This window comes from Nocardioides nanhaiensis, from assembly GCF_039542785.1.
Classification (GTDB): domain Bacteria; phylum Actinomycetota; class Actinomycetes; order Propionibacteriales; family Nocardioidaceae; genus Nocardioides; species Nocardioides nanhaiensis.
In genome coordinates, this window is sequence record NZ_BAABIM010000001.1 from 18,370 (window position 1) to 39,045 (window position 20,676).

17 protein-coding genes are annotated in these 20,676 nt (G+C 72.3%); 8 read left to right on the forward strand and 9 right to left on the reverse strand.

All coding sequences use genetic code 11. The features are described from left to right. Positions 1-14 precede the first annotated feature (14 nt). Positions 15-1,100: an inositol-3-phosphate synthase gene (locus ABD948_RS00080; protein WP_345261997.1), complete on the reverse strand. Its 1,086-nt coding sequence runs from the start codon at positions 1,098-1,100 to the stop codon at positions 15-17. Positions 1,101-1,167: 67 nt separating this feature from the next. After that, a complete protein-coding gene (locus ABD948_RS00085; protein WP_345261998.1) occupies positions 1,168-1,788 on the reverse strand; it encodes a PadR family transcriptional regulator in 621 nt (206 codons plus the stop codon). A gap of 230 nt (positions 1,789-2,018) precedes the next feature. Here ABD948_RS00085 and ABD948_RS00090 point away from each other — a divergent pair, with 230 nt between their 5' ends. Beyond that, entirely contained in the window at positions 2,019-4,376 is a 2,358-nt protein-coding gene (locus ABD948_RS00090) for a transglycosylase domain-containing protein (RefSeq protein ID WP_345261999.1), read from the forward strand. Positions 4,377-4,380: 4 nt separating this feature from the next. After that, the gene (locus ABD948_RS00095; protein WP_345262000.1) at positions 4,381-5,862 is read left to right on the forward strand and encodes a glycosyltransferase family 87 protein; all 1,482 of its coding nucleotides are present in this window, start codon (positions 4,381-4,383) and stop codon (positions 5,860-5,862) included. Here the strand turns inward: ABD948_RS00095 and ABD948_RS00100 are convergent. The 5 genes from ABD948_RS00100 to ABD948_RS00120 form a co-directional block, all read right to left on the reverse strand. Further along, on the reverse strand, positions 5,855-6,922 hold the full coding sequence (locus ABD948_RS00100; protein ID WP_345262001.1) for an alanine racemase: 1,068 nt from the start codon (positions 6,920-6,922) through the stop codon (positions 5,855-5,857). The two genes, ABD948_RS00095 and ABD948_RS00100, sit on opposite strands and share 8 nt — an antisense overlap. A 16-nt stretch (positions 6,923-6,938) precedes the next feature. Then, entirely contained in the window at positions 6,939-8,090 is a 1,152-nt protein-coding gene (locus ABD948_RS00105) for a lipid II:glycine glycyltransferase FemX (RefSeq protein ID WP_425576502.1), read from the reverse strand. A gap of 29 nt (positions 8,091-8,119) precedes the next feature. Continuing rightward, positions 8,120-9,325, reverse strand: coding sequence for a bifunctional glycosyltransferase family 2/GtrA family protein (locus tag ABD948_RS00110; protein ID WP_345262002.1), 1,206 nt, complete (start codon positions 9,323-9,325; stop codon positions 8,120-8,122). Further along, positions 9,322-11,424: an ArnT family glycosyltransferase gene (locus ABD948_RS00115; RefSeq protein WP_345262003.1), complete on the reverse strand. Its 2,103-nt coding sequence runs from the start codon at positions 11,422-11,424 to the stop codon at positions 9,322-9,324. Before ABD948_RS00115 ends, ABD948_RS00110 begins: the two co-directional genes overlap by 4 nt. Before the next feature lie 103 nt (positions 11,425-11,527). After that, positions 11,528-12,334 (reverse strand): deoxyribonuclease IV, encoded by an 807-nt coding sequence (locus ABD948_RS00120; RefSeq protein WP_345262004.1) that lies wholly within the window; start codon positions 12,332-12,334, stop codon positions 11,528-11,530. 269 nt (positions 12,335-12,603) lie between these two features. Between ABD948_RS00120 and rpsF the strand changes: the two genes are divergently transcribed. The 4 genes from rpsF (at position 12,604) to rplI (ending at position 14,535) form a co-directional block, all read left to right on the forward strand. After that, entirely contained in the window at positions 12,604-12,894 is a 291-nt protein-coding gene (rpsF, locus tag ABD948_RS00125) for a 30S ribosomal protein S6 (RefSeq protein WP_345262005.1), read from the forward strand. A 169-nt stretch (positions 12,895-13,063) separates the two neighbouring features. Then, positions 13,064-13,684, forward strand: a complete 621-nt coding sequence (locus ABD948_RS00130) for a single-stranded DNA-binding protein (RefSeq protein ID WP_345262006.1) — start codon at positions 13,064-13,066, stop codon at positions 13,682-13,684. Between the two features lie 143 nt (positions 13,685-13,827). Next, on the forward strand, positions 13,828-14,064 hold the full coding sequence (gene rpsR / locus ABD948_RS00135; protein ID WP_345262007.1) for a 30S ribosomal protein S18: 237 nt from the start codon (positions 13,828-13,830) through the stop codon (positions 14,062-14,064). Between the two features lie 24 nt (positions 14,065-14,088). Next, positions 14,089-14,535: a 50S ribosomal protein L9 gene (gene rplI, locus ABD948_RS00140; protein WP_345262008.1), complete on the forward strand. Its 447-nt coding sequence runs from the start codon at positions 14,089-14,091 to the stop codon at positions 14,533-14,535. Positions 14,536-14,628: 93 nt separating this feature from the next. On the opposite strand, the gene ABD948_RS00145 is transcribed toward rplI, so the two are convergent. After that, positions 14,629-15,174, reverse strand: a complete 546-nt coding sequence (locus ABD948_RS00145; protein WP_345262009.1) for a hypothetical protein — start codon at positions 15,172-15,174, stop codon at positions 14,629-14,631. 13 nt (positions 15,175-15,187) lie between these two features. Next, on the reverse strand, positions 15,188-16,492 hold the full coding sequence (locus ABD948_RS00150; RefSeq protein WP_345264427.1) for an MATE family efflux transporter: 1,305 nt from the start codon (positions 16,490-16,492) through the stop codon (positions 15,188-15,190). Between the two features lie 688 nt (positions 16,493-17,180). Here ABD948_RS00150 and ABD948_RS00155 point away from each other — a divergent pair. Together ABD948_RS00155 and ABD948_RS00160 are read left to right on the forward strand one after the other, a co-directional pair. Continuing rightward, positions 17,181-19,904 (forward strand): replicative DNA helicase, encoded by a 2,724-nt coding sequence (locus tag ABD948_RS00155; RefSeq protein ID WP_345262010.1) that lies wholly within the window; start codon positions 17,181-17,183, stop codon positions 19,902-19,904. 25 nt (positions 19,905-19,929) lie between these two features. After that, positions 19,930-20,664: a sulfotransferase family protein gene (locus ABD948_RS00160; protein ID WP_345264429.1), complete on the forward strand. Its 735-nt coding sequence runs from the start codon at positions 19,930-19,932 to the stop codon at positions 20,662-20,664. Positions 20,665-20,676: the final 12 nt, after the last annotated feature.

Sequence of the window (20,676 nt, forward strand, 5' to 3'; positions counted from 1 at the left end):
GTGCTGGGGTGCGCCTACTCGTCCCCGGCAATGAAGGCCTCGACGCGGCGGTGACCCTCGTCGTCGGGCAGCTGCACCGGCGGGCTCTTCATCAGGTAGGAGGAGGCGGAGATGATCGGGCCGCCCAGGCCGCGGTCCTTGGCGATCTTCGCGGCGCGCACGGCGTCGATGATGATGCCGGCGGAGTTGGGGGAGTCCCAGACCTCGAGCTTGTACTCCAGGTTGAGGGGGACGTCGCCGAACGCGCGACCCTCGAGGCGCACGTAGGCCCACTTGCGGTCGTCGAGCCACGCGACGTGGTCGGAGGGACCGATGTGCACGTTGTGGTCGGAGACCTTGTTGGCCAGCTCGCCCTGCAGGTTGGAGGTGACGGCCTGGGTCTTGGAGATCTTCTTGGACTCCAGGCGCTCGCGCTCGAGCATGTTCTTGAAGTCCATGTTGCCGCCGACGTTGAGCTGGTAGGTGCGGTCCAGCGCGACGCCGCGGTCCTCGAACAGCTTGGCCATCACGCGGTGGGTGATGGTGGCGCCGACCTGGCTCTTGATGTCATCACCGATGATCGGGACGCCGGCGGCGCGGAACTTCTCGGCCCACTCGGGGTCGGAGGCGATGAAGACGGGCAGGGCGTTGACGAAGGCCACGCCGGCGTCGATCGCGCACTGGGCGTAGAACTTGTCGGCCTGCTCCGAGCCCACCGGGAGGTAGGAGACCAGGACGTCGGCCTGGGTCTCCTTGAGCACCTGGACGACGTCGACCGGCTCGGCGGCCGACTCCTCGATCATCTCGCGGTAGTACTTGCCGAGGCCGTCCATGGTCGGGCCGCGCTGCACCTCGATGCCGAGCGTGGGCACGTCGGCGATCTTGATGGTGTTGTTCTGGGAGGCGTTGATGGCCTCGGAGAGGTCCTTGCCGACCTTCTTGTCGTCGACGTCGAACGCGGCGACGAACTCGACGTCACCGACGTGGTACTCGCCGAACGCGACGTGCATCAACCCGGGGACGGTGCCCGCCGGGTCGGCGTCTCGGTAGTACTCGACGCCCTGGATGAGCGACGTGGCGCAGTTGCCGACGCCGACGATTGCTACTCGAACCGAACCCATCGGGGTTTCCTTCCTGCTGGTTCCCCGGGGTGGGGAGCTTCTGTGGTGGTGCGGCGGCGAGCGGGAGCTACGCGCCGCTGGTCTGGCTGGTGGTGCTGGTGCCCTCCTCGCGGGGGGCGGGTGGTACTGGTGGTGTGGGTGCCGCGGGCGCTGCCTGCCGCTCGGAGTTGATCAGGTCCGAGAGCCAGCGGACCTCGCGCTCGACCGACTCCACGCCGTGGCGCTGCAGCTCGGCCGCGTAGCGGTCGACCTCCGCCTCGGTCATGGAGAGCTGGCTCTGCACGCGGTCCAGGCGCTCCTGCAGACGCATCCGACGGCCCTCGAGCACCCGCAGGCGGATCTCCATGTCGGTGCGGCCGAAGAAGGCGAACCGGATGTCGAAGGTGTCGTCCTCCCAGGCGGCCGGGCCGACCTCGGACATCAGCCGCTCGAACTCGGCGGTGCCGGCCTCGGTGACCTGGTAGACGATCTTGGGGCGCCGGGAGACCGGCGTCTTGGTGGGCGCGGTCTCCTCGATGAGCTGCTGGCGCAGCATCTTCTTCAGCGCCGGGTACAGGGAGCCGTAGGAGAGGACCCGGCTCCAGCCGAGCATCAGGTTGAGCCGCTTGCGCAGCTCGTAGCCGTGCATGGGTCCCTCGTGCAGCAGTCCGAGGACTGCCAGCTCGATGGTCTCTCCACGACGTGCCACGCGACCTATCGTAGCGATATATCCGCCGGATCCGAATCGCCGCGCGTGTGACGTGGCGCGCGGGCTGCGGCGGGACGGGGGTCGCGACGGCGTGGCGTCCCGGGTGCCGGTGCGTACCCTGGGGGGTCGCGTGGCGTGCACACCCAGCGGTGTGCCGCGCCCGCACGTGCGCGTCCACCCGGCCTCGGGTGCTCCGCACGGTCCCCGTCCCCGATCCAGGAGCATCCAGGGTGGTAGGCAAGCGCAGGGCGGCCGGTCCGGCCAGCACCAAGACCCCGGCCAAGGGCCCGGGCAAGGGCTCGGGCAAGGGTTCAGGCAAGGGGAAGATCAAGAAGACCCCCAAGCAGCGGGTGCTCGCCCTCCTGAAGTGGAGCACCGTCACCGGCGTCGTGCTCGCGCTGATCGGCGTCGGCGCCTTCGTCGTGGTCTACAACATGGTCGAGATCCCCTCGCCCAACGAGGAGTTCCAGACCGCGCGCACCGAGGTGTACTACGCCGACGGCAAGTCCGAGCTCGGCGGCTTCGCCATCCAGAACCGCGAGCCGCTGGCGCTAGCGGACATGCCGGACTCCATCAAGGACGCCGTCGTCGCCGCGGAGAACCGCTCCTTCTACGAGGACGAGGGCATCGACCCCCGCGGCATCATCCGCGCGGCCTTCAGCAACGCCTCGGGCAACGCCACCCAGGGCGCCAGCACGATCACCCAGCAGTACGTGAAGATCCTCTACCTCACCCAGGAGCGCTCCTACACGCGCAAGATCAAGGAGGCGATCCTCAGCCTCAAGATCCAGCGCAAGCTCAGCAAGGACGAGGTCCTCGAGGGCTACCTCAACACCATCTACTTCGGGCGCGGCGCCTACGGCATCGAGACCGCCGCCCAGGCCTTCTTCTCCAAGCCGGCCGCCCGGCTGGACCTGCGCGAGTCCGCGGTGCTGGCCAGCGTGCTGAACAACCCCAGCGGCTTCGACCCCGCCAACGGCCGCGCCGCGCGGCAGAACCTGCGCGAGCGCTACGACTACGTGCTGCGCAGCATGGCCGAGATCGGGTCGATCACCTCCGAGGAGGCCGAGCAGGCGCAGAAGCGGTTGCCGAAGTTCCCGAAGCCGGACGCCGAGGACGCCTACGGCGGGCAGCGGGGCCACGTGCTCAAGCTGGTGCGCCAGGAGCTCGAGCGCCTGGGCTTCAGCAGCCAGGAGATCGACGGCGGCGGGCTGCAGGTCACCACCACCTTCACCCAGCAGGCCATGGACGCTGCCGAGCAGGGCGTCGTCGAGGGCCGCCCCGAGGGCTTCGGTGACAAGGAGCTGCACGTGGGCGTGGCCAGCGTCGAGCCCGGCACCGGCGCGGTGCGCGGCATGTACGGCGGCCAGGACTACCTGCAGTCGGAGATCAACTGGGCCGTCGCCGGCGGGCTGGCCGGCTCCACGCTCAAGGCCTTCGCGGTGGCCGCGGCACTGAACGCCGGCTTCGAGTTGCGTGACTCCTTCGACGGCGACAGCCCCTACACCATCCCCGGCTCGGACCGCCCGGTCGAGAACCAGGGCAACGAGAGCTACGGCCGCGTCGACATGGTGAAGGCCACCGAGAGCTCCATCAACACCGCCTTCATCGACATGACGCTCGGGATGGGCGACGAGGGCCCCCAGCAGATCGTCGACATGATGAACAAGATGGGCATCCCGCCGGCCGAGGCCCCGGGCCGCAGGGCCCCGGGGTTCCCCAGCAGCACGCCCGGCCTGCAGCCCAACGTCGGCGTCTCGCTGGGCTCGGGCACGGTGAGCCCCATCAACATGGCCAACGCCTACGCGACCATCGCCAACGGCGGGGTCTACATGCGGCCCTACATCATCGAGAAGGTCGTCGACGCCGACGGCGAGGTGCGCTACAACCACAAGGCCGGCAAGGGGGAGCGCGCCGTCAGCGAGGACATCGCGGCCGACACCTCCTACGCGCTGCAGCAGGTGGTCTCCGCCGGCACCGGCACCGGCGCCCTCGCGCTGGGCCGCCCGGCCGCCGGCAAGACCGGCACCGCCACCAACGACGACGGCGACGTCGTCTCGGCGTGGTTCACCGGCTACACCCCGCAGCTCTCGACGTCGGTGATGTACGTGCGCGGCAACGGCACCGGCAAGCTCGACGACTGGCTGCCCTCGTTCTTCGGCAGCGGCTACCCCCTCGACACCTGGCTGCTCACCATGCAGGGCGCGATGGAGGGCCTGCCCGAGGAGGACTTCCCCGAGCCGGTCTTCGTCGACGGCGAGGCGCCCTCCGACGGTTACGAGCCCTACACCCCGCCCCCGCCCCCGCCGCCGCCGAGCTCGCGGCCGCCGCGGCCCAGCGACCCGCCGCCCTCGTTCACCACCGACCCGCCCTCGGCGGAGCCGAGCGAGGAGCCCGAGCCGTCCGAGGAGCCCGAGCCCACGCAGCCGCCTGAGCCGAGCCAGCCGCCGGTGTCCGAGCCGCCCGCGCCCGAGCCGTCCGAGCCCGCGCCCACCGGTGGCGGTGGCGGCGGTGGCGGCGGTGGCGGCGGCCCGGGTGGCGGCGGCATCGTCCCGCCGGGCCGTGAGGCCGGGTCGACCGAGCAGTGAGTCGGTGAGCCGGCCGGGGGCAGGTGACCCCCCCGGGGAGGGCCAGGTCCACCCGACGCTCGACGACCCCGTGGTGGCCTCGCTCAGCGAGGGCGTCGGCGGTCCGATGGGGTCACGCGCCGGGCGGCACCGGTGGTGGACGCCGGCTGCCGTGCTGCTGGTGCTCACCGGCGTCGCGATGGCGCTGGGCATGCTGCAGAAGACGCCCTGCTACACCGACACGTGGTCCGACGGCCAGGTGCGCTACAGCGCCATGTGCTACTCCGACCTGCCCTACCTCTACACCGGGCGCGGCATGGTGGAGCGCACCTGGCCCTACTCCGACGACCCCCAGGTGCGCGACCGCTTCGAGGTGATGGAGTACCCGGTCGGGATCTCCTACTGGGCGTGGGGCACGGCGTGGGTCACCCACGCCCTGGTCGGGATGCCCGACCTGGAGGACCGCTACGACCGCGACCCCGGCGCGCTGTTCAGCGACCCCGCCGTCCAGCGCGAGATCCGCGGCTACGTGATCGTCAACGCGCTCGGCTTCGCGCTGCTGGCGCTGCTCGCGGTGTGGCTGCTGGCGCGGGTCAACCCGGGCCGGCCCTGGGACGCCGCCGCGGTCGCCGTCAGCCCGGCGCTGGTGCTCACCGGGTTGGTCAACTGGGACCTGCTCGCCGTCGCGTGCGTGGCCGGCGCCCTGTGGGCGTGGTCGCGGGACCGGCCGGTGCTCACCGGCGTCCTGATCGGTCTGGGCACCGCCGCCAAGCTGTACCCGCTGTTCCTGCTCGGCGGGGTGCTGGTGCTCTGCGCCCGACGGCGGCGCTGGCGCGAGCTGGCGCTGGCCTCGGCGGCCGCGGCCGTCGCGTGGCTGGTCACCAACGCCCCCGCCTACCTCTCCGGGCGTGACGAGTGGCTGGTCTTCTGGGGATTCAACTCCGACCGCGGCGCCGACCTCGGCTCGATCTGGCTGGTGGTCTCCCAGGCCACCGACACCGTCATCGACCCCGGCACCATCAACGACGTCAGCGCCGTCTTCTTCCTGGCCTGGTGCCTGGGCGTCGCGGTGATCGGGTGGCTCGCGCCCTCACCGCCGCGGCTGGCGCAGCTGGGGTTCCTGGTCGTCGTCGGCTTCCTGCTGGTCAACAAGGTCTACTCGCCGCAGTACGTGCTGTGGCTGCTGCCGCTCGCCGTCCTGGCCCGCCCCCGCTGGCGCGACCAGCTGGTCTGGCAGGGCACCGAGGTGCTGTACGTGGCGAGTGTGTGGTGGTACCTCGGCGGCTACCTGGCCCCCGGCTCCGGCGACGACGCCGGCTTCTACTGGCTGGCCATCGTCGTGCGGATGCTCGGCGAGCTCTACCTCGTCGTCCTCGTGGTCCGCGACGTGCTCCGCCCCGCGCACGACCCCGTGCCCCGGGAGGCGTCGTGGGAGGTGGACCCGGGTCAACCTCGCGGTGCACCGGTACCGCCTGTCGGGGCGACGCCGGGCGGGCGAGTCAGCTGACGACGACGCGGTCCACGACGGTGGTGGTGAACCGGACCCGCACGCCCACCTGCTCGCCCACCTCGGGCACGCGCGCTCCCGCGGGGAGGAAGAGCATCGACGCCTGCATGTGCGGCGGCTCGGCGAAGAGGCGCTGCTTGCCGTCGATGGTGAACGGCGAGCGCACGAACCCGGCGGCGTCGAGGCCGCCGCGGGCGAGGGTGGCGGCGCGGGCGCGCAGCGAGGAGTCACCGGTGGGGGACTCCAGCCCGATGCCGTGCGCGGTGCCGCCGCTCACGATCAGCAGGTGGCCGGCCTTGGGCACGGTGCGCGAGCGGTAGCCGAAGTCGTCGCCGCGCTCGACGGGGTGCACGTCGAGCACGGTCGAGGTCACCTCGAGGGCGTCGCGGTCGCCCAGCCACAGCGCGGTGCCGGTGCGCGGGCGGATGGTGAAGTCGGGGTAGGCGGCGCGCAGGGACGCGAGCTCGCCGCCGGTGAGGTGGCTGACCCACACCGTGAACGGCCGCTCCGCGGTGGGCCCCAGCCCGGCACCGACGACGTCGTTGAGCAGCCGGGTGGCCTCGGCCAGGTGTCCGCCGTGCTGCAGGGGCAGGTGCAGCGCCACCCCCTCGAGCCGGCCGCCGCCCGAGCCCCCGCGCGTGCGGGGAGCGAGGTCCCAGAGCTCGCGCGCGGAGAGACCGTGACGACGCATGCTCGTCATCCGCTCCAGCACGTACCGGGCTCCGGGCTGCTGGGCGAGCAGGCCGGCGAGGTCCTCGGGCCGGCTGACGGTGTGGATCACCCGGTCGCGCAGCGACTCCTCCAGCGGCGGCGTGAACGGCCGCCACGGCGTCAGCACCAGCAGCCGACCGCCGTAGCGGGTGGCCAGCTCGGGCAGCTCGGCGTAGGTGCCCACGGCGATCGTGTCGACGCCGAGCCAGGCGGCCCGCCGGGCGAGTCGGCCCAGGGTGAGGCCGTAGCCGTTGCCCTTGCACACGGGCACCAGCGCGGGCTCGGCGTCCAGGGTGGCGCGCAGGTGACGGCGCCAGCGCTCGCCGTCGACGGTCAGGGTCAGGCTCATCGCGCAGTCACCAGCCTCATCGTCGGGTCATGTAGAGGTCGAAGGCCTTGTACAGCAGCCGGTTGAGCGGCAGGTCCCACTCGCCGGCCAGCTCGACGGCCTCGCCGCCGGTGCCCACCTTGAACTGGATCAGCCCCACGTGGGAGTCCTCGGAGTCGAGGGTGTCGGTGATGCCGCGCAGGTCGTAGACGACGGCGCCCTGCGCCAGCGCGTCGCGCATCATCTCCCACTGGACGGCGTTCGAGCCCCGCACCTCGCGCTTCTCGGTGGAGCTGGCACCGTAGGAGTACCAGGCGTGCTCGCCCACGCGGACGGCGATCGTGCTGGCCACCAGCGTGCCCTCGTGGCGCGCGAACCACAGGGTGATCCGGCCGGGGTCCTCGGCGCCGAGCGCTGCGAGCATGGTGCGGAAGTAGCCGAGCGGACGCGGGGTGAAGTGGTCGCGCTCGGCGGTGTGCACGTACAGGTCGTGGAACTCGCGCAGCGCGGCCTCGTCGACCCCGCCGGCGGCACCGCGGACGGAGGTGACCTCGACGCCCTCCTTGGCGGCCTTCTTGATGTTGCGCCGCCACAGCTGGTTCATCCCCTTGAGCACCGCCTCCTCGGTGAGCGGCTCGCCCGTGGCGCGGTCGGCGAGCGGCACCTGGAAGACGTACTGCGGCTGACCGGCCGCGAAACCGCCCTCGCCGGCGCCCTGCTGCTGCCAGCCGAGCTCGGTCAGCTGGGCGACGACGCGCGCCCCCAGCGGGTCGCGGTCGGTGGGGGGCAGGTCACCCAGGCGTGCGACGGCGTCGTCGGCGATGCCCTCCTTGACCTGCGCTGCGCTCCAGCGGCGGCACACAACCGGCGGGCCCATCCGGACGCCGAACGCGCCCTGCGCCTTGAGGTGGCGGGTCATCGGGGTGAGCCAGTCGGCGAGCCGCTCGGCGTCCCAGTCGATCACCGGACCCTCGGGCAGGTAGGCCAGGTAGCGCTTGACCTTCGGCACCTGGCGGTAGAGCACCAGCGCCGCGCCCACCAGCTGCTCACCCTCGAACCACCCCAGTGACTCGCGGCGCCACTCGCTCTTGACCTGCCCCCACGCCGGGGTCTGCAGGAAGCTCGCCGACGGCTGGCGCTGCAGGTGGGCGAGGTGCTCGGGCTCGGTGATCGGGCGGCAGGTCAGCACCCGCCCACGCTAGCGGCCCGGCCCCCCGCTCACCGCCGCCGGGCGAACACCCAGGTGCGCAGGGCCACGAACCGCAGCACCGTGACGCCGAGGTTGACGCCGGTCAGGACGGCGACCTCCACCCCGCGGTGCCCGGTCCCCGCACCGTCCAGCAGCCACAGCGCCGCCGAGGTGAGCGCCAGCCCGACGGCGAGCACCACCAGCCCCTGGGCCTGGTGGGTGAGCGCCCGCGCCCGGCCGCGCACGCCGAAGGTGAGGCGCCGGTTGGCGGCGGTGTTCGCCACGGTGGTGACCAGCAGCGCCGTCGCGTTGGCCCACAGCGGATCCATCGGCCCGCGCAGCGCGAGGTAGAGCAGGGCGTAGGCCACCGTGGAGCAGACGCCGACGACGGCGAACAGCCCCAGCTGCATGCCCAGGCGCCCACCCCCGGCGTCGGCGGAGGCGCGGCCGAGCCGCTCGCCGACCTCGGTCAGCGGCAGCCGGCCGCTGACCAGGCTGCGGCCCACCCGGGCGAGCCCGCGGACGTCGTCGATCGCAGTCCGCACGATGGCCACCCGGCTGTCGGGGTCGTCGACCCAGTCCACCGGCACCTCGTGGATGCGCAGACCGGCACGCTCGGCGAGCACCAGCAGCTCGGTGTCGAAGAACCACGCCTCGTCCTGCACGTGGGGCAGCAGCTCGCGGGCCACGTCGGCGCGGATCGCCTTGAAGCCGCACTGGGCGTCACTGAACCGTGAGCGCAGTGCCCCCCGCACCAGCAGGTTGTAGCCGCGTGAGATCACCTCCCGCTTCGGGCCACGCTGCACCCGCGCGGCGTGCTGCAGCCGGCTGCCGATCGCCAGGTCGGAGTGCCCCGAGAGCAGCGGTGCCACCAGCGGCAGCAGCGCGTTGAGGTCGGTGGAGAGGTCGACGTCCATGTAGACGAGCACCGCCGAGGCCGACTCGCTCCACGCCCGGCGCAGCGCGCGGCCGCGCCCCTTCTCGGCCAGGTGCACCACCCGGACGCCGGGCAGGCGGTGGGCCAGCCGCCGTGCCACCACCGCGGTGCCGTCGGTGCTGGCGTTGTCGGCGATGGTGATCGTCGCCGACCACGGCAGCCCGGCCAGGTGGGCGTGCACCCGCTCCACCGAGGCCTCGAGCACCGCCTCCTCGTTGTAGACGGGGATGACGACGTCGAGCGTGGTGGCGGTAGCGGGCAGCACCCCCGCCGCGGGCTCCCACGAGGCCGCGCTCATGTGGCGGTCCCGGTCGAGCCGGTGGTGACCGACGTCGGAGCCGTCAGGTCGTAGAGCGTGACGCCGTCGACGGTGGTGGCGGTGAAGTTCTCCGCCACCCAGGCCGCGATCTCGCTGCTGGCGTTGCTCCCGCCGTTCTGGCCCGTCTGGCCGCCGAACCCGCCACCGCCGACGAACCAGTGCACCTCGCCGTCGGCGACGTAGGCCTGGAACTGGGCCAGGGTCGGGGAGGGGTCGGAGCCGTTGAAGCCGCCGATCGCCATCACCGGCTCCTCGGTGGCCAGCTGGTAGCCGCTCGCCTGGTTGGAGCCGACGGCCGCGGCGACCCAGGTGTAGGAGGAGGCGTCGGCCTCCAGCAGCGCCGTCAGCTCCGCCGAGGGCTCGCTGCCGGTGAGCAGGCCACCCATCCCGCCGGTGCCACCCGGCATCCCACCCGGCATCCCGCCCGCTGTCCCGCCCGCTGTCCCGCCCGGTGTCCCACCCGGCATCCCGCCCGGCGGGGCCTGACCGGGCGCGGGCAACCCGCCGGCGCCGGGGAAGCCCTGTCCGGGCCGACCGCCGGGCTGACCACCCGGGACGCCACCGGGGATCCGACCACCCGGCCCACCACCGAGCCCCGTCCCCGTGCTGGGCCCGGCGGTCACGATCGACCCGGTGTGCGGAGTGGCAGCGGTCTGCACGGCGTAGGCGCTCGGCCCGGCCAGCGTGGCGATCAGCGTGGCCGCCGCGACGGCCAGCACCGCGCGGCGGGGCAGCAGCCGCAGCACCGCCCAGGCGAGCGCGGCCCCGAGGCCGAGCACCAGCACGACCCAGCGCAGCCAGGGCAGGAAGTCGGCGCTGCGACCCAGCAGCACGAAGGACCAGGTGGCGGTGACGGCGACCCCGAGCGCGGCCGCGCCGGCGGCGACCGGCGTCGAGCGGTGCTCCCACAGCAGCCAGCCGCCGATGCCCACGAGTGCCGCGACCGCGGGGGCGAGCGCCACGGAGTAGTAGGCGTGGAAGATGCCGGCCATCAGGCTGAAGGTCAGGGCGGTGACGACGAGCCAGCCACCCCAGGCCACCAGCGCGGCCCGGGTGCGGTCGGTGCGGGGGGCGCGGCGGGTGAGCCACACCCCGGCCCCGAGCAGCAGCAGGGCGAGCGGGATCAGCCAGGAGGCCTGTCCGCCGTTCTCGGCGTCGAACAGCCGCAGCAGACCGGTCTCACCCCAGCCGCCACCTCCGCCGACCGAGCCCACCTGCTCGCCGGTCAGCCGACCCAGCCCGTTGTAGCCCAGGGTCAGCTCGAGCACCGAGTTGGTCTGCGAGCCACCGATGTAGGGGCGGTCGGCGGCGGGCCAGAGCTCGACCAGCGCGACCCACCAGCCGGCGCTGGCCACCAGGGCGGCGAGGGCCACGAGCAGGTGTCCCAGCCGGCGCAGCAGCGGGGCGCCGGCGGCCAGCAGGTAGACCAGTGCCAGGGCCGGCACCACCAGGAAGGCCTGCAGCATCTTGGTCAGGAACGCCAGCCCCACCAGCGCACCGGCCAGGGCCAGCCAGCGTACCGGGTGCCGGGTCGGCTCGACGGCGCGCAGGGTCGCCGCGGTGGCGCCCACGAGCAGCAGCACCAGCAGCGCGTCGGGGTTGTCGAAACGGAACATCAGCACCGCGACCGGGGTCAGCGCGAGCACAGCTCCGGCCACCAGCCCGGCGGCCGCCGAGCCGGTGCTGCGCCGCACCGTGCGGTGCAGCAGCGCCACCGTGGCGACACCGATCAGCGCCTGCGGCACCAGCAGGCTCCACGAGGAGAGCCCGAAGACGCGGATCGAGAGCGCCATCGGCCACATCGAGAGGGGGGTCTTGTCGACGGTGATGGCGTTGGCGGCGTCGGAGGAGCCGAACAGGAAGGCCTTCCACGACTCCGAGCCCGCCTGCGCGGCGGCGGCGTAGAAGCTGTTTGCCCAGCCCGACTCGCCCAGGCCCCACAGGTAGAGCAGGGCGGTGGCGCCCAGCAGGACGGCCAGCGCCGGGCGCTCCCAGCGGGGGCGGGCGGGTCGTGGTGGGGGTGCCGTACGGGGGTCGGGGGTGGCGGCGTCGGCCGGTCGGTCGTGCAGCGTCGTCATGCGGGCCACGCTGCGCCGCGACGCCGTCCGTGGGCCGTGGTCGGGCTGTGCGTGACCTGTGGATGCGCGCCGAGCGCCCTCGCGGCCGGCGCCCGCGGTCAGCTCAGAGGCGCTCGCGCAGCCACGCGAAGTCGGCGGTGTGCTCATCGGCCCCGCCGGGGGTCTCGCACACCACCGGGGCGCCTGCCTCGCGCACCACGGCGGCGAGCAGCTCGGGGTCGATCTGGCCGGCGCCGAAGTTGGCGTGCCTGTCGGCGCCGGAGTCGAAGGCGTCGCGGCTGTCGTTGGCGTGCACCAGGTCGATGCGGCCGGTGATGGCGAGCACGTCGCCCACGACCGTCTCCATCGCGTTGCCGCCGGCGTGCGCGTGGCAGGTGTCGAGGCAGAAGCCCACCATGTCGGCCCCCTCGGCGGAGGAGATCGCGTCCCACACCCGCGCGATGCGCTCGAGGTAGCGGGTCATCGCGTTGTCGCCGCCCGCGGTGTTCTCGATCAGCAGCGGCAGCGTCAGGTCGGTGGCCTCGATCGCCTTGCGCCAGTTGTCGAAGCCCTTCTCGGGGTCGTCGGACTTGTTGACATGGCCGCCGTGGACGATCAGGCCCTTGGCACCGATCTCGGTGGCGGCGTCGACGTGCTTCTGCAGCAGCTTGCGGCTCGGGATCCGGATCCGGTTGTTCGTGGTGGCCACGTTGACGATGTACGGCGCGTGGACGTACAGGTCGACGCCGGCCTCCTCGGCGTCGCGACGCAGCGCCTCGGCACCGCCGGCGTAGGCGATCTCGGGGCCCTGGTAGCCCTGCGGGTCGCCGAGGAAGAACTGCATCAGAGGCGCCTGGCGCGCCCTCGCCTCGGCGATCGGGTCGGTCTGGTCGACGTGTGCGCCGATGGCGAGTGCGGTGCCGGTGCTCATGGCCGTCATCGTAGGAGGGGCCGCCGACGGGGCATGTTACTGACCGTTGCGACTAGTTCATGGGGTCTCCGCGACCCCATGAACTAGTTCCCGGGGTCAGTAACATGCGCCGGGGCCGGCTTCGATTCACGCGCCACCCCGGCCCGCTGCTAACCTGCCGTGTCCTTCCGCGCCCGCCCACCGACGGGATCCCGGTCGCGCAGGACATGCAGAGCCCTCCTGCCACGGAGATGCCGTGGCCGCCGAGTCCGAAGGAGGTGGAGACCGCTTTGCGCGCTTACGAAGTCATGGTCATCCTCGACCCCAGCCTTGAGGAGCGGACCATCGAGCCGTCCCTCGACAAGTACCTCAACGTCATCCGCAAGGACGGCGGGAGCGTCGACAAGGTCGACGTGTGGGGTCGCCGTCGCCTGGCCTACGAGATCAGGAAGAACGCCGAGGGCATCTACGCCATCGTCTCCCTGCAGGCCGAGCCGGCCACGGTCAAGGAGTTCGACCGCCAGCTCACCCTGAACGAGTCCGTGCTGCGCACCAAGGTCATCCGGCCCGACGCACGCTGACCCCGGGCCCGCCCCGGCGGCACCGGCTGGCCCGTCCCTGTGGACGGGCACTGGCCGATGTCGGTGGTGCGGGCTTTGATGGGGCCACCGCGACGTCGCACCCGCGCGTCGCCCGCCCCGTCCACCACCGGCCCCCGCGGGCCGCACCGCCCCACCCGAGGAGATCCCCATGGCAGGCGAGACCGTCATCACCGTCGTCGGCAACCTCGTCGACGACCCCGAGCTGCGCTTCACCCCCTCGGGGGCGGCCGTGGCCAACTTCCGGATCGCCTCGACGCCGCGCATCTTCGACCGCCAGAGCAACGAGTGGAAGGACGGCGAAGGCCTGTTCCTCTCCTGCGCGGTCTGGCGCCAGGCGGCGGAGAACGTCGCCGAGTCGCTCCAGAAGGGCATGCGCGTCGTCGTGCAGGGCCGCCTCAAGCAGCGCCAGTACGAGACCCGCGAGGGCGAGAAGCGCACCGTCATCGAGCTCGAGGTCGAGGAGGTGGGCCCCTCGCTGAAGTACGCGACGGCGAAGGTCGCTCGCGTCTCCCGCAGCGGCGGCGGTGGCGGTGGCGGCTACAACGCCGGCGGCGGTGGCGGTGGCGGCTACAACGCCGGCGGCGGCGGCGGCGGCGGCTACAACAGCGGCGGTGGCGGCGGCGCTCCGGCCGAGGACCCCTGGGCCACCGGCCCCGCGGGCGGCGGCCAGTCCTCCGGCGGGGGTCGCCCCCCGCAGCAGGGTGGCGGCGCCCCGGCGAACGACCCGTGGGGAGCCCCCGGCGTCGGCAGCGACGAACCGCCGTTCTGAGTCGCAGCCGACCACCTCGGCTCCACCCGGAGCCACCAGCGGTACCAGCACCACCCGCTCGACCTGCACCACCCGTCCCAGACACCCCCCGACCATTCCGGCCACGCTCACGCGGGCCGGGCTCTTGAGAGGAGAGCACCACAATGGCCAAGGCAGTGATCCGCAAGCCCAAGAAGAAGGTCTGCCAGTTCTGCAAGGAGAAGTCGACCACGGTCGACTACAAGGACACCGCGCTGCTGCGCAAGTTCATCTCCGACCGCGGCAAGATCCGTGCCCGCCGCGTCACCGGCAACTGCGTCCAGCACCAGCGTGACGTCGCCATCGCGGTCAAGAACGCCCGCGAGGTGGCCCTGCTGCCCTACACGTCCACCGGTCGCTGACCCGAGAGCCGAGAGGAGCACACCATGAAGCTCATCCTGACCCAGGAGGTCGACGGCCTCGGTGCCGCCGGCGACGTGGTCGAGGTCAAGGACGGCTACGGCCGCAACTACCTCGTGCCCCGCGGCGTCGCGGTCCGCTGGACCCGCGGCGGCCAGAAGCAGGTCGACCAGATCAAGTCGGCCCGCAGCAGCCGTGCCGTGCGCGACACCGACCACGCCAAGCAGGTCAAGTCCGCGCTCGAGCAGGGCACGGTCGACGTCAAGGTCCGCGCCGGTGAGGGTGGCCGACTGTTCGGCGCCGTCACCGTCACCGACATCGCCGAGGCCATCTCCGGCGTCACCGGCGAGAAGATCGACAAGCGCACGATCGTGGTCACCAACCCGATCAAGTCGCTCGGCGCCCACCAGGTCGCCGTCCGGCTGCACGACGACGTCGACGCCTCGGTGTCGCTCAACGTCATCCCCAGCTGAGCACCAGCAGCTCTGCACCGTCGCGAGCCGTCCTCCCCTCGGGGAGGGCGGCTCGTGGCGTTCCCGGGCTCGCCCGGTCGCCGGGTGGGCGGGTCAGCCGGTCTGCTCGGCCGCTGCCTGCACGGGGTCGGCCCACGGGCGGGTGCCGTACCAGAACAGCACGCCCACGAACGTGATCGGACCGAGCAGCACCAGCACCGAGGCCAGCCCGTCGAGGCTCACGATGCCGGCGCCGAAGACCAGCACCGGCAGCACCACGATGCCGACGGCGACCGCCAGCAGGGTGCGGAACCACGCGGCGGGCACCAGCTCGCCGGCGCTGCGCGCGGCGTTGCCCGCCGCCCAGCAGAACAGCGCGAGCCACCCGAACTGCGGCAGGTTGGCGGCCCACGCGACGGCGGGGTCCTGGTCGCGCAGCCAGGAGTCGACGCTGGGCAGCCACAGCAGCACCGCGGTGGTGCCGGCCACGCCGCCGAGGGTGAGCAGGGCGCTGCGCGAGGGGAAGGCGGCCGGGAGCAGCCGCACCCCCAGCATCACCAGCAGCCACCCCAGCGGGTCGGCGTAGAGGTCGAACCCGTTGACGTCGGCCCGCAGCGCCAGCAGGATCCATCCCAGGGCCACGGCCCACAGCGGCTTCACCCGGGTGAGGATGTCACCGCGTCGCGCCGGTGACCAACCAGGCCTCCCCACGCGCCCGGTGCAGCAGGGCCACGAGGCGGGCACCCATGAACACCGCGCAGAACGACACCCAGACGCCGACCAGGCCGGTGCCCAGCGCGGCCAGCAGCAGCGCCACGGGCGCGTAGGCCACCAGCACGAACGCACCTGCCCAGGCCAGGTAGCGTCCGTCGCCGGCGCCGATCAGCACGCCGTCGAGCACGAAGACCACGCCCGCCACCGGTTGGCCGAGCGCCGCGACGAGCAGCACCGGCACCAGTGCTTGCTGCACGGCCGGGTCGGGGCTGAACAGCGGGCCCAGCACGGGCGAGGCGGCTGCCAGGAGCACGCCGGTGACCACGCCGGTCAGCACGCCCCAGCGCACCATCCGCCGGGTCAGCGCACGCGTGCCCGCCACGTCGCCGGCCCCCAGGTAGCGCCCGGTGATCGCCTGGGCGGCGATGGCGACGGCGTCGAGCACGAAGGCCAGGAAGGTCCACAGGGTCATCGCCAGCTGGTGGGTGGCGACATCGATGGTGCGTCCCTCACCGGTGTCGACGCCGGTGGCCACGGCGTAGGCGGTCACCAGCAGGGCGGCGCGCAGGGTCAGGGTGCGCACCACGAGCGGGACGGCGGCCGCACCCGCGGCCCGGATGCCGGGCAGGTCCGGGCGCAGGGAGGCCTCCTCGCGGCGGGCCGCGCGCACCACCACCCACAGCAGGGCGGCGGCGCTGCCCACCTGCGCGATCACCGAGCCGAGCGCGGAGCCGGCGATGCCGAGGTCGAGGCCGAAGACCAGCACCACGTTGAGCACGATGTTGGCGCCGTTGCCCACGATCGCGACCACGAGGGGCGTGCGGGTGTCCTGCAGGCCGCGCAGGACGCCGGTGGTGGCGAGCATGACCAGCAGCGGCGTGACGCCGAGCAGCGCGATGCGCAGGTAGGTCGTGGCGTGGCCCGCGACCTCCTCCCCGACGCCGAAGAGCGCCACCACGGGGTCGGTGAGCACCAGTCCGGCGGCAGTGGCCAGCACGCCGATGACCACGGCGAGCCAGACGCCGTCGATGCCCTGGGCCAGCGCGCCGCGCAGGTCGCCGGCGCCGAGGTGGCGGGCCACCGAGGCGGTGGTGCCGTAGGCCAGGAAGACGCAGAGCCCGACGACGGTCTGCAGCACCACTGCCGCGACCCCGAGACCGGCGAGCTCGGGCGTGCCGAGGTGACCCACCACCGCGGCGTCGCTGAGCAGGAAGAGCGGCTCGGCCACCAGCGCCAGGAAGGCCGGCCAGGCCAGCCGCAGGATCTCGCGGTCGCGCTGGCGCGAGCTGCTGGGACCGGTCGACGGGTCGCACGTCTCGGCACCGGCGGCGGTCTCACGGGGCTCCGTCGCACTCACGCCACCATTCTCGTCCCGGGTCCTCCCGTGGCCGCTCCGGGTGGTCCCACCTGGCCCGTCCGGACCATTTCGCTGCGCCGATCGCAAAGTCCGTGCAGAACCCTCGCGCGGGCCGGCGGAGGCAGGTAGCCTCCCTGCGGCGCCAGGTGTGGTGAGGATCCCCAGCCTGTGGATAGAGCGGGGGACAACTCGCCTCCGCGGCGCAGGTGCCGCCCTGTCGGGCGTGTCGGACCGCGCGGGTGCCCCGCGATCGAGAAACCTGTCAGGTATTTCCTGTCCACACCGGTGGAACCGCGTTGTGCCAGGTCAGCGACCTGATGGCGAGCCGTGTCCGCGACTTCTCCACAGGCTTCTCCCCACCCTGTGCACAGGTGCTGGGCGCGTCGTCCACCTGTCACTCCGAGTTATCCACAGAGCCTGTGCACAACGGGCTGTCCCCGGGGGCCGCCGGGCACCTACGGTCACGGCCTGACCTTGGCACGACCCTGCCCCCACCGGCGGCCAGCACGACCAGATCGCACTGTCGGTGGTCGCGCCTAGCGTCAGCGGCACGACCAGACCCCCCACCCACCGACCAGCCCGGGAGTGCCCCACCGTGAGCGTCGCCGACTCCGACACCCGCTTCCCTCCGCCCGAGGAGGGTCCGGCCTACGACGCCTCCCTCGACGGCTGGGGCGACGGGCCGGCGGCGTACGCACCGGGCGAGGCGCCGCGAGGCGGTCCGGGCGACCGCACCCCGCCGCAGGACATGGCCGCCGAGCAGTCGGTGATCGGCTCGATGCTCATCTCCAAGGACGCCATCGCCGACGTCTCCGAGGTGCTGCGCGGCAACGACTTCTACCGCCCCGCGCACGAGACCGTCCACGACGTGATCATCGACCTGTTCGGTCGCGGCGAGCCGGTCGACATGATCACCGTCGCGGCCGAGCTGCAGCGGCGTGGCAGCCTGGACAAGATCGGCGGGGCGCCGTACCTGCACACGCTGGCCGCCAACGTGCCGATCGCGGCCAACGCGGAGTTCTACGCCCACATCGTGCGCGAGAAGGCGATCCTGCGTCGCCTGGTCGACGCCGGCACCAAGATCGCCCAGTTCGGCTACGCGGGGGAGGGTCAGGTCGACGACATCGTCGACCGGGCCTCGGCCGAGATCTACCAGATCACCGACCGCCGCTCCTCGGAGGACTACGTCCCGCTCTCCGACATCATGGACGGCGTCCTCGACGAGATCGAGGCCATCGGCAACCGAGAGGCCGGCCTCTACGGCGTCCCCACCGGCTTCGCCGACCTCGACGACCTCACCAACGGTCTGCACTCGGGCCAGATGGTGATCGTGGCGGCGCGCCCGGCCATGGGTAAGTCGACTCTGGCACTCGACTTATGTCGAGCAGCCTCGATCCAGAACAACCTGACCAGCGCGTTCTTCAGCCTGGAGATGACGCGCTCGGAGATCACCATGCGCCTGCTCTCCGCCGAGGCGAAGGTGCCGCTCAACCACATCCGCAACGGCAAGATGGACGATGCCGACTGGGAGAAGATGGCCCGCCACATGGCCAAGGTCTCCGGGGCGCCGATGTTCATCGACGACTCGCCCAACATGACGATGATGGAGATCCGCGCGAAGGCACGGCGCCTCAAGCAGCGCCACGACCTCAAGCTCATGGTGATCGACTACCTGCAGCTGATGAGCTCGGGCAAGAAGGTCGAGTCCCGCCAGCTGGAGGTCTCGGAGTTCTCCCGCCAGATCAAGCTGCTGGCCAAGGAGCTGGAGATCCCGATCATCGCGCTCTCCCAGCTCAACCGTGGCCCCGAGCAGCGCGGCGACAAGCGGCCGATGATGAGCGACCTGCGCGAATCGGGTTGCCTGAGTGCGGACACGCGCCTCATGCGTGCGGACACCAACGCGGAGATCACCCTCGGCGAGCTCATGGCCCAGGACGTCCGTGAGATTCCTGTGTGGTCCCTCGACGACCGGCTCAAGCTCGTGCCCCGCACGCTGACCCACGCCTTCCCCTCCGGCACCAAGCCGGTCTTCGACCTCACGCTCGCATCCGGCCGGCGCATCCGAGCCACGTCGAACCACAAGTTCCTGACCTACGACGGATGGGTCCCGCTGGCAGAGCTCACTTCAGGCTCACGGATCGGGTCGCTGCGACACGTCCCGCCGCCGCTCCAGGTCGCGCAGCGCGACGACGACGAGGTGGTCCTGCTCGCGCACATGCTGGGCGACGGCTCCTTCGTCAAGCGCCAGCCGATCCGCTACGCGTCCATCGACGAGGAGAACCTGGCGGCGGTCGGAGGTGCCGCCGAACGCCTCTTCGGGATCACACCGGTGCGCGACGAGTACCCCGCGGCACGGGTGACGACGCTGCGGCTGCCGGCTCCCTTCCGGCTCACTCACGGCAAGCGCAACCCCATCGCCGCGTGGCTGGACCAGGACGCGCTCTTCGGCCTGCGAAGCCACGAGAAGTTCGTCCCCGACTGGGTCTTCGGCCTCTCGAAGAAGCAGGTCGCCCTGTTCGTGCGTCACATCTGGGCCACTGACGGCAGTGTGTACATCGACGAGAAGCGACGCGGCGGTCGGGTCTACTACGCCTCCACGAGCCGACGTCTGGTGGACGACCTGGCGCGACTCCTGCTGCGCTTCAACGTCTTCACCCGGATCAAGCGCACGACCAAGGAGGGTTACCGCGACGGGTGGCACCTCGATGTGGTCGGGTCGGAGAACCAGCTGCGGTTCCTGGATGACATCGGTGTCCACGGCGCACGCGGCCGCAAGGCGGAGCGCCTGGCCGAGGTGCTGCGCGACGTGCGGCCCAACACGAACCTCGACACGATCCCCGTGGAGGTCTGGACCCGCGTGAAGTCGCTGCTCTCCGACCAGGGGGTCACTCACCGTGAGTTGCCCTCGCGCATGGGCACCTCCTTCGGTGGCAGCACCATGTGGAAGCACGCCCCGAGCCGCCAGCGGCTGTCGCGCGTGGCCGAGGTGCTCGACGACGCCGACCTCGACGTGCTGGCCACCAACGACGTCTTCTGGGACGCCATCGTGTCGGTGGAGCCAGCCGGTGAGGAGGCCGTCTACGACGCGACAGTGCTGGGGACGCACAACTTCGTCGTCGACGGGATCGCCGCGCACAACTCGATCGAGCAGGACGCGGACATGGTGATCCTGCTGCACCGCGACGACGTCTACGAGAAGGAGTCGACCCGCCCCGGCGAGGCCGACCTGATCGTGGCCAAGCACCGCAACGGCGCCACCCGCGACATCGTGGTGGCCTTCCAGGGTCACTACTCGCGCTTCGTCGACATGGCGCACTAGGGGCACGCGTCCGCGGCTGCGCCTCATCGGCGCCGGCCTCCCGCGCACCGGTACGTCGTCGTTGCGGGAGGGTCTGCGTCATCTGCTCGACGCCCCGACCTACCACATGAGCGAGGTCTTCGCGCACCCGGAGCACGCGGCCACCTGGGTGGACGCGATCGCCGGGAGGCCGCCGGACTGGGAGTCGTTCCTCGCCGGGTACGCGGCCGGTGTGGACGCCCCGTTCTCCCTGTGCTGGCGCGAGCTGGCCGATGCCTACCCCGACGCTCCCGTCCTGCTCTCGCACCGGGGCGACGCCGAGCTCTGGTACCGCAGCATGGCGGCGACCGTCCTCCCGCGCACGCGCGAGCTGCGGCGGCGCAGCCGGGCGGACCCCCTGGTCGCGCTGTTCGAGGTGCTCTTCGACCGGGTCTGCCCCGACATCGACGACCACGACCAGCTCGTGTCCGGCTACGACCGGTGGCTGGCACAGGTGCGCGAGGGGGTGGCGCCGGGCCGCCTGGTCGAGTGGCAGCCCGGGGACGCGTGGGCGCCCGTCTGTCGTGCCCTGGGGCTGCCCGTCCCCGCCGTGCCCTTCCCGCACGAGAACAGCAGCGCCTCCTACCGTGCGCGGCAGGGCGAGCGGACCCGCAGGGACCGGGCGCGACTCGCCACGGCCTCCGGCGAGCCACCGACGCCGGCGATCGGTGGTCCCGGTGACCGCGAGGCATCGCCCCGCCGTCGCGGCCCGGTCCGGACCACCAGGATTGACGGCGCGTGACCGGGGCACGAT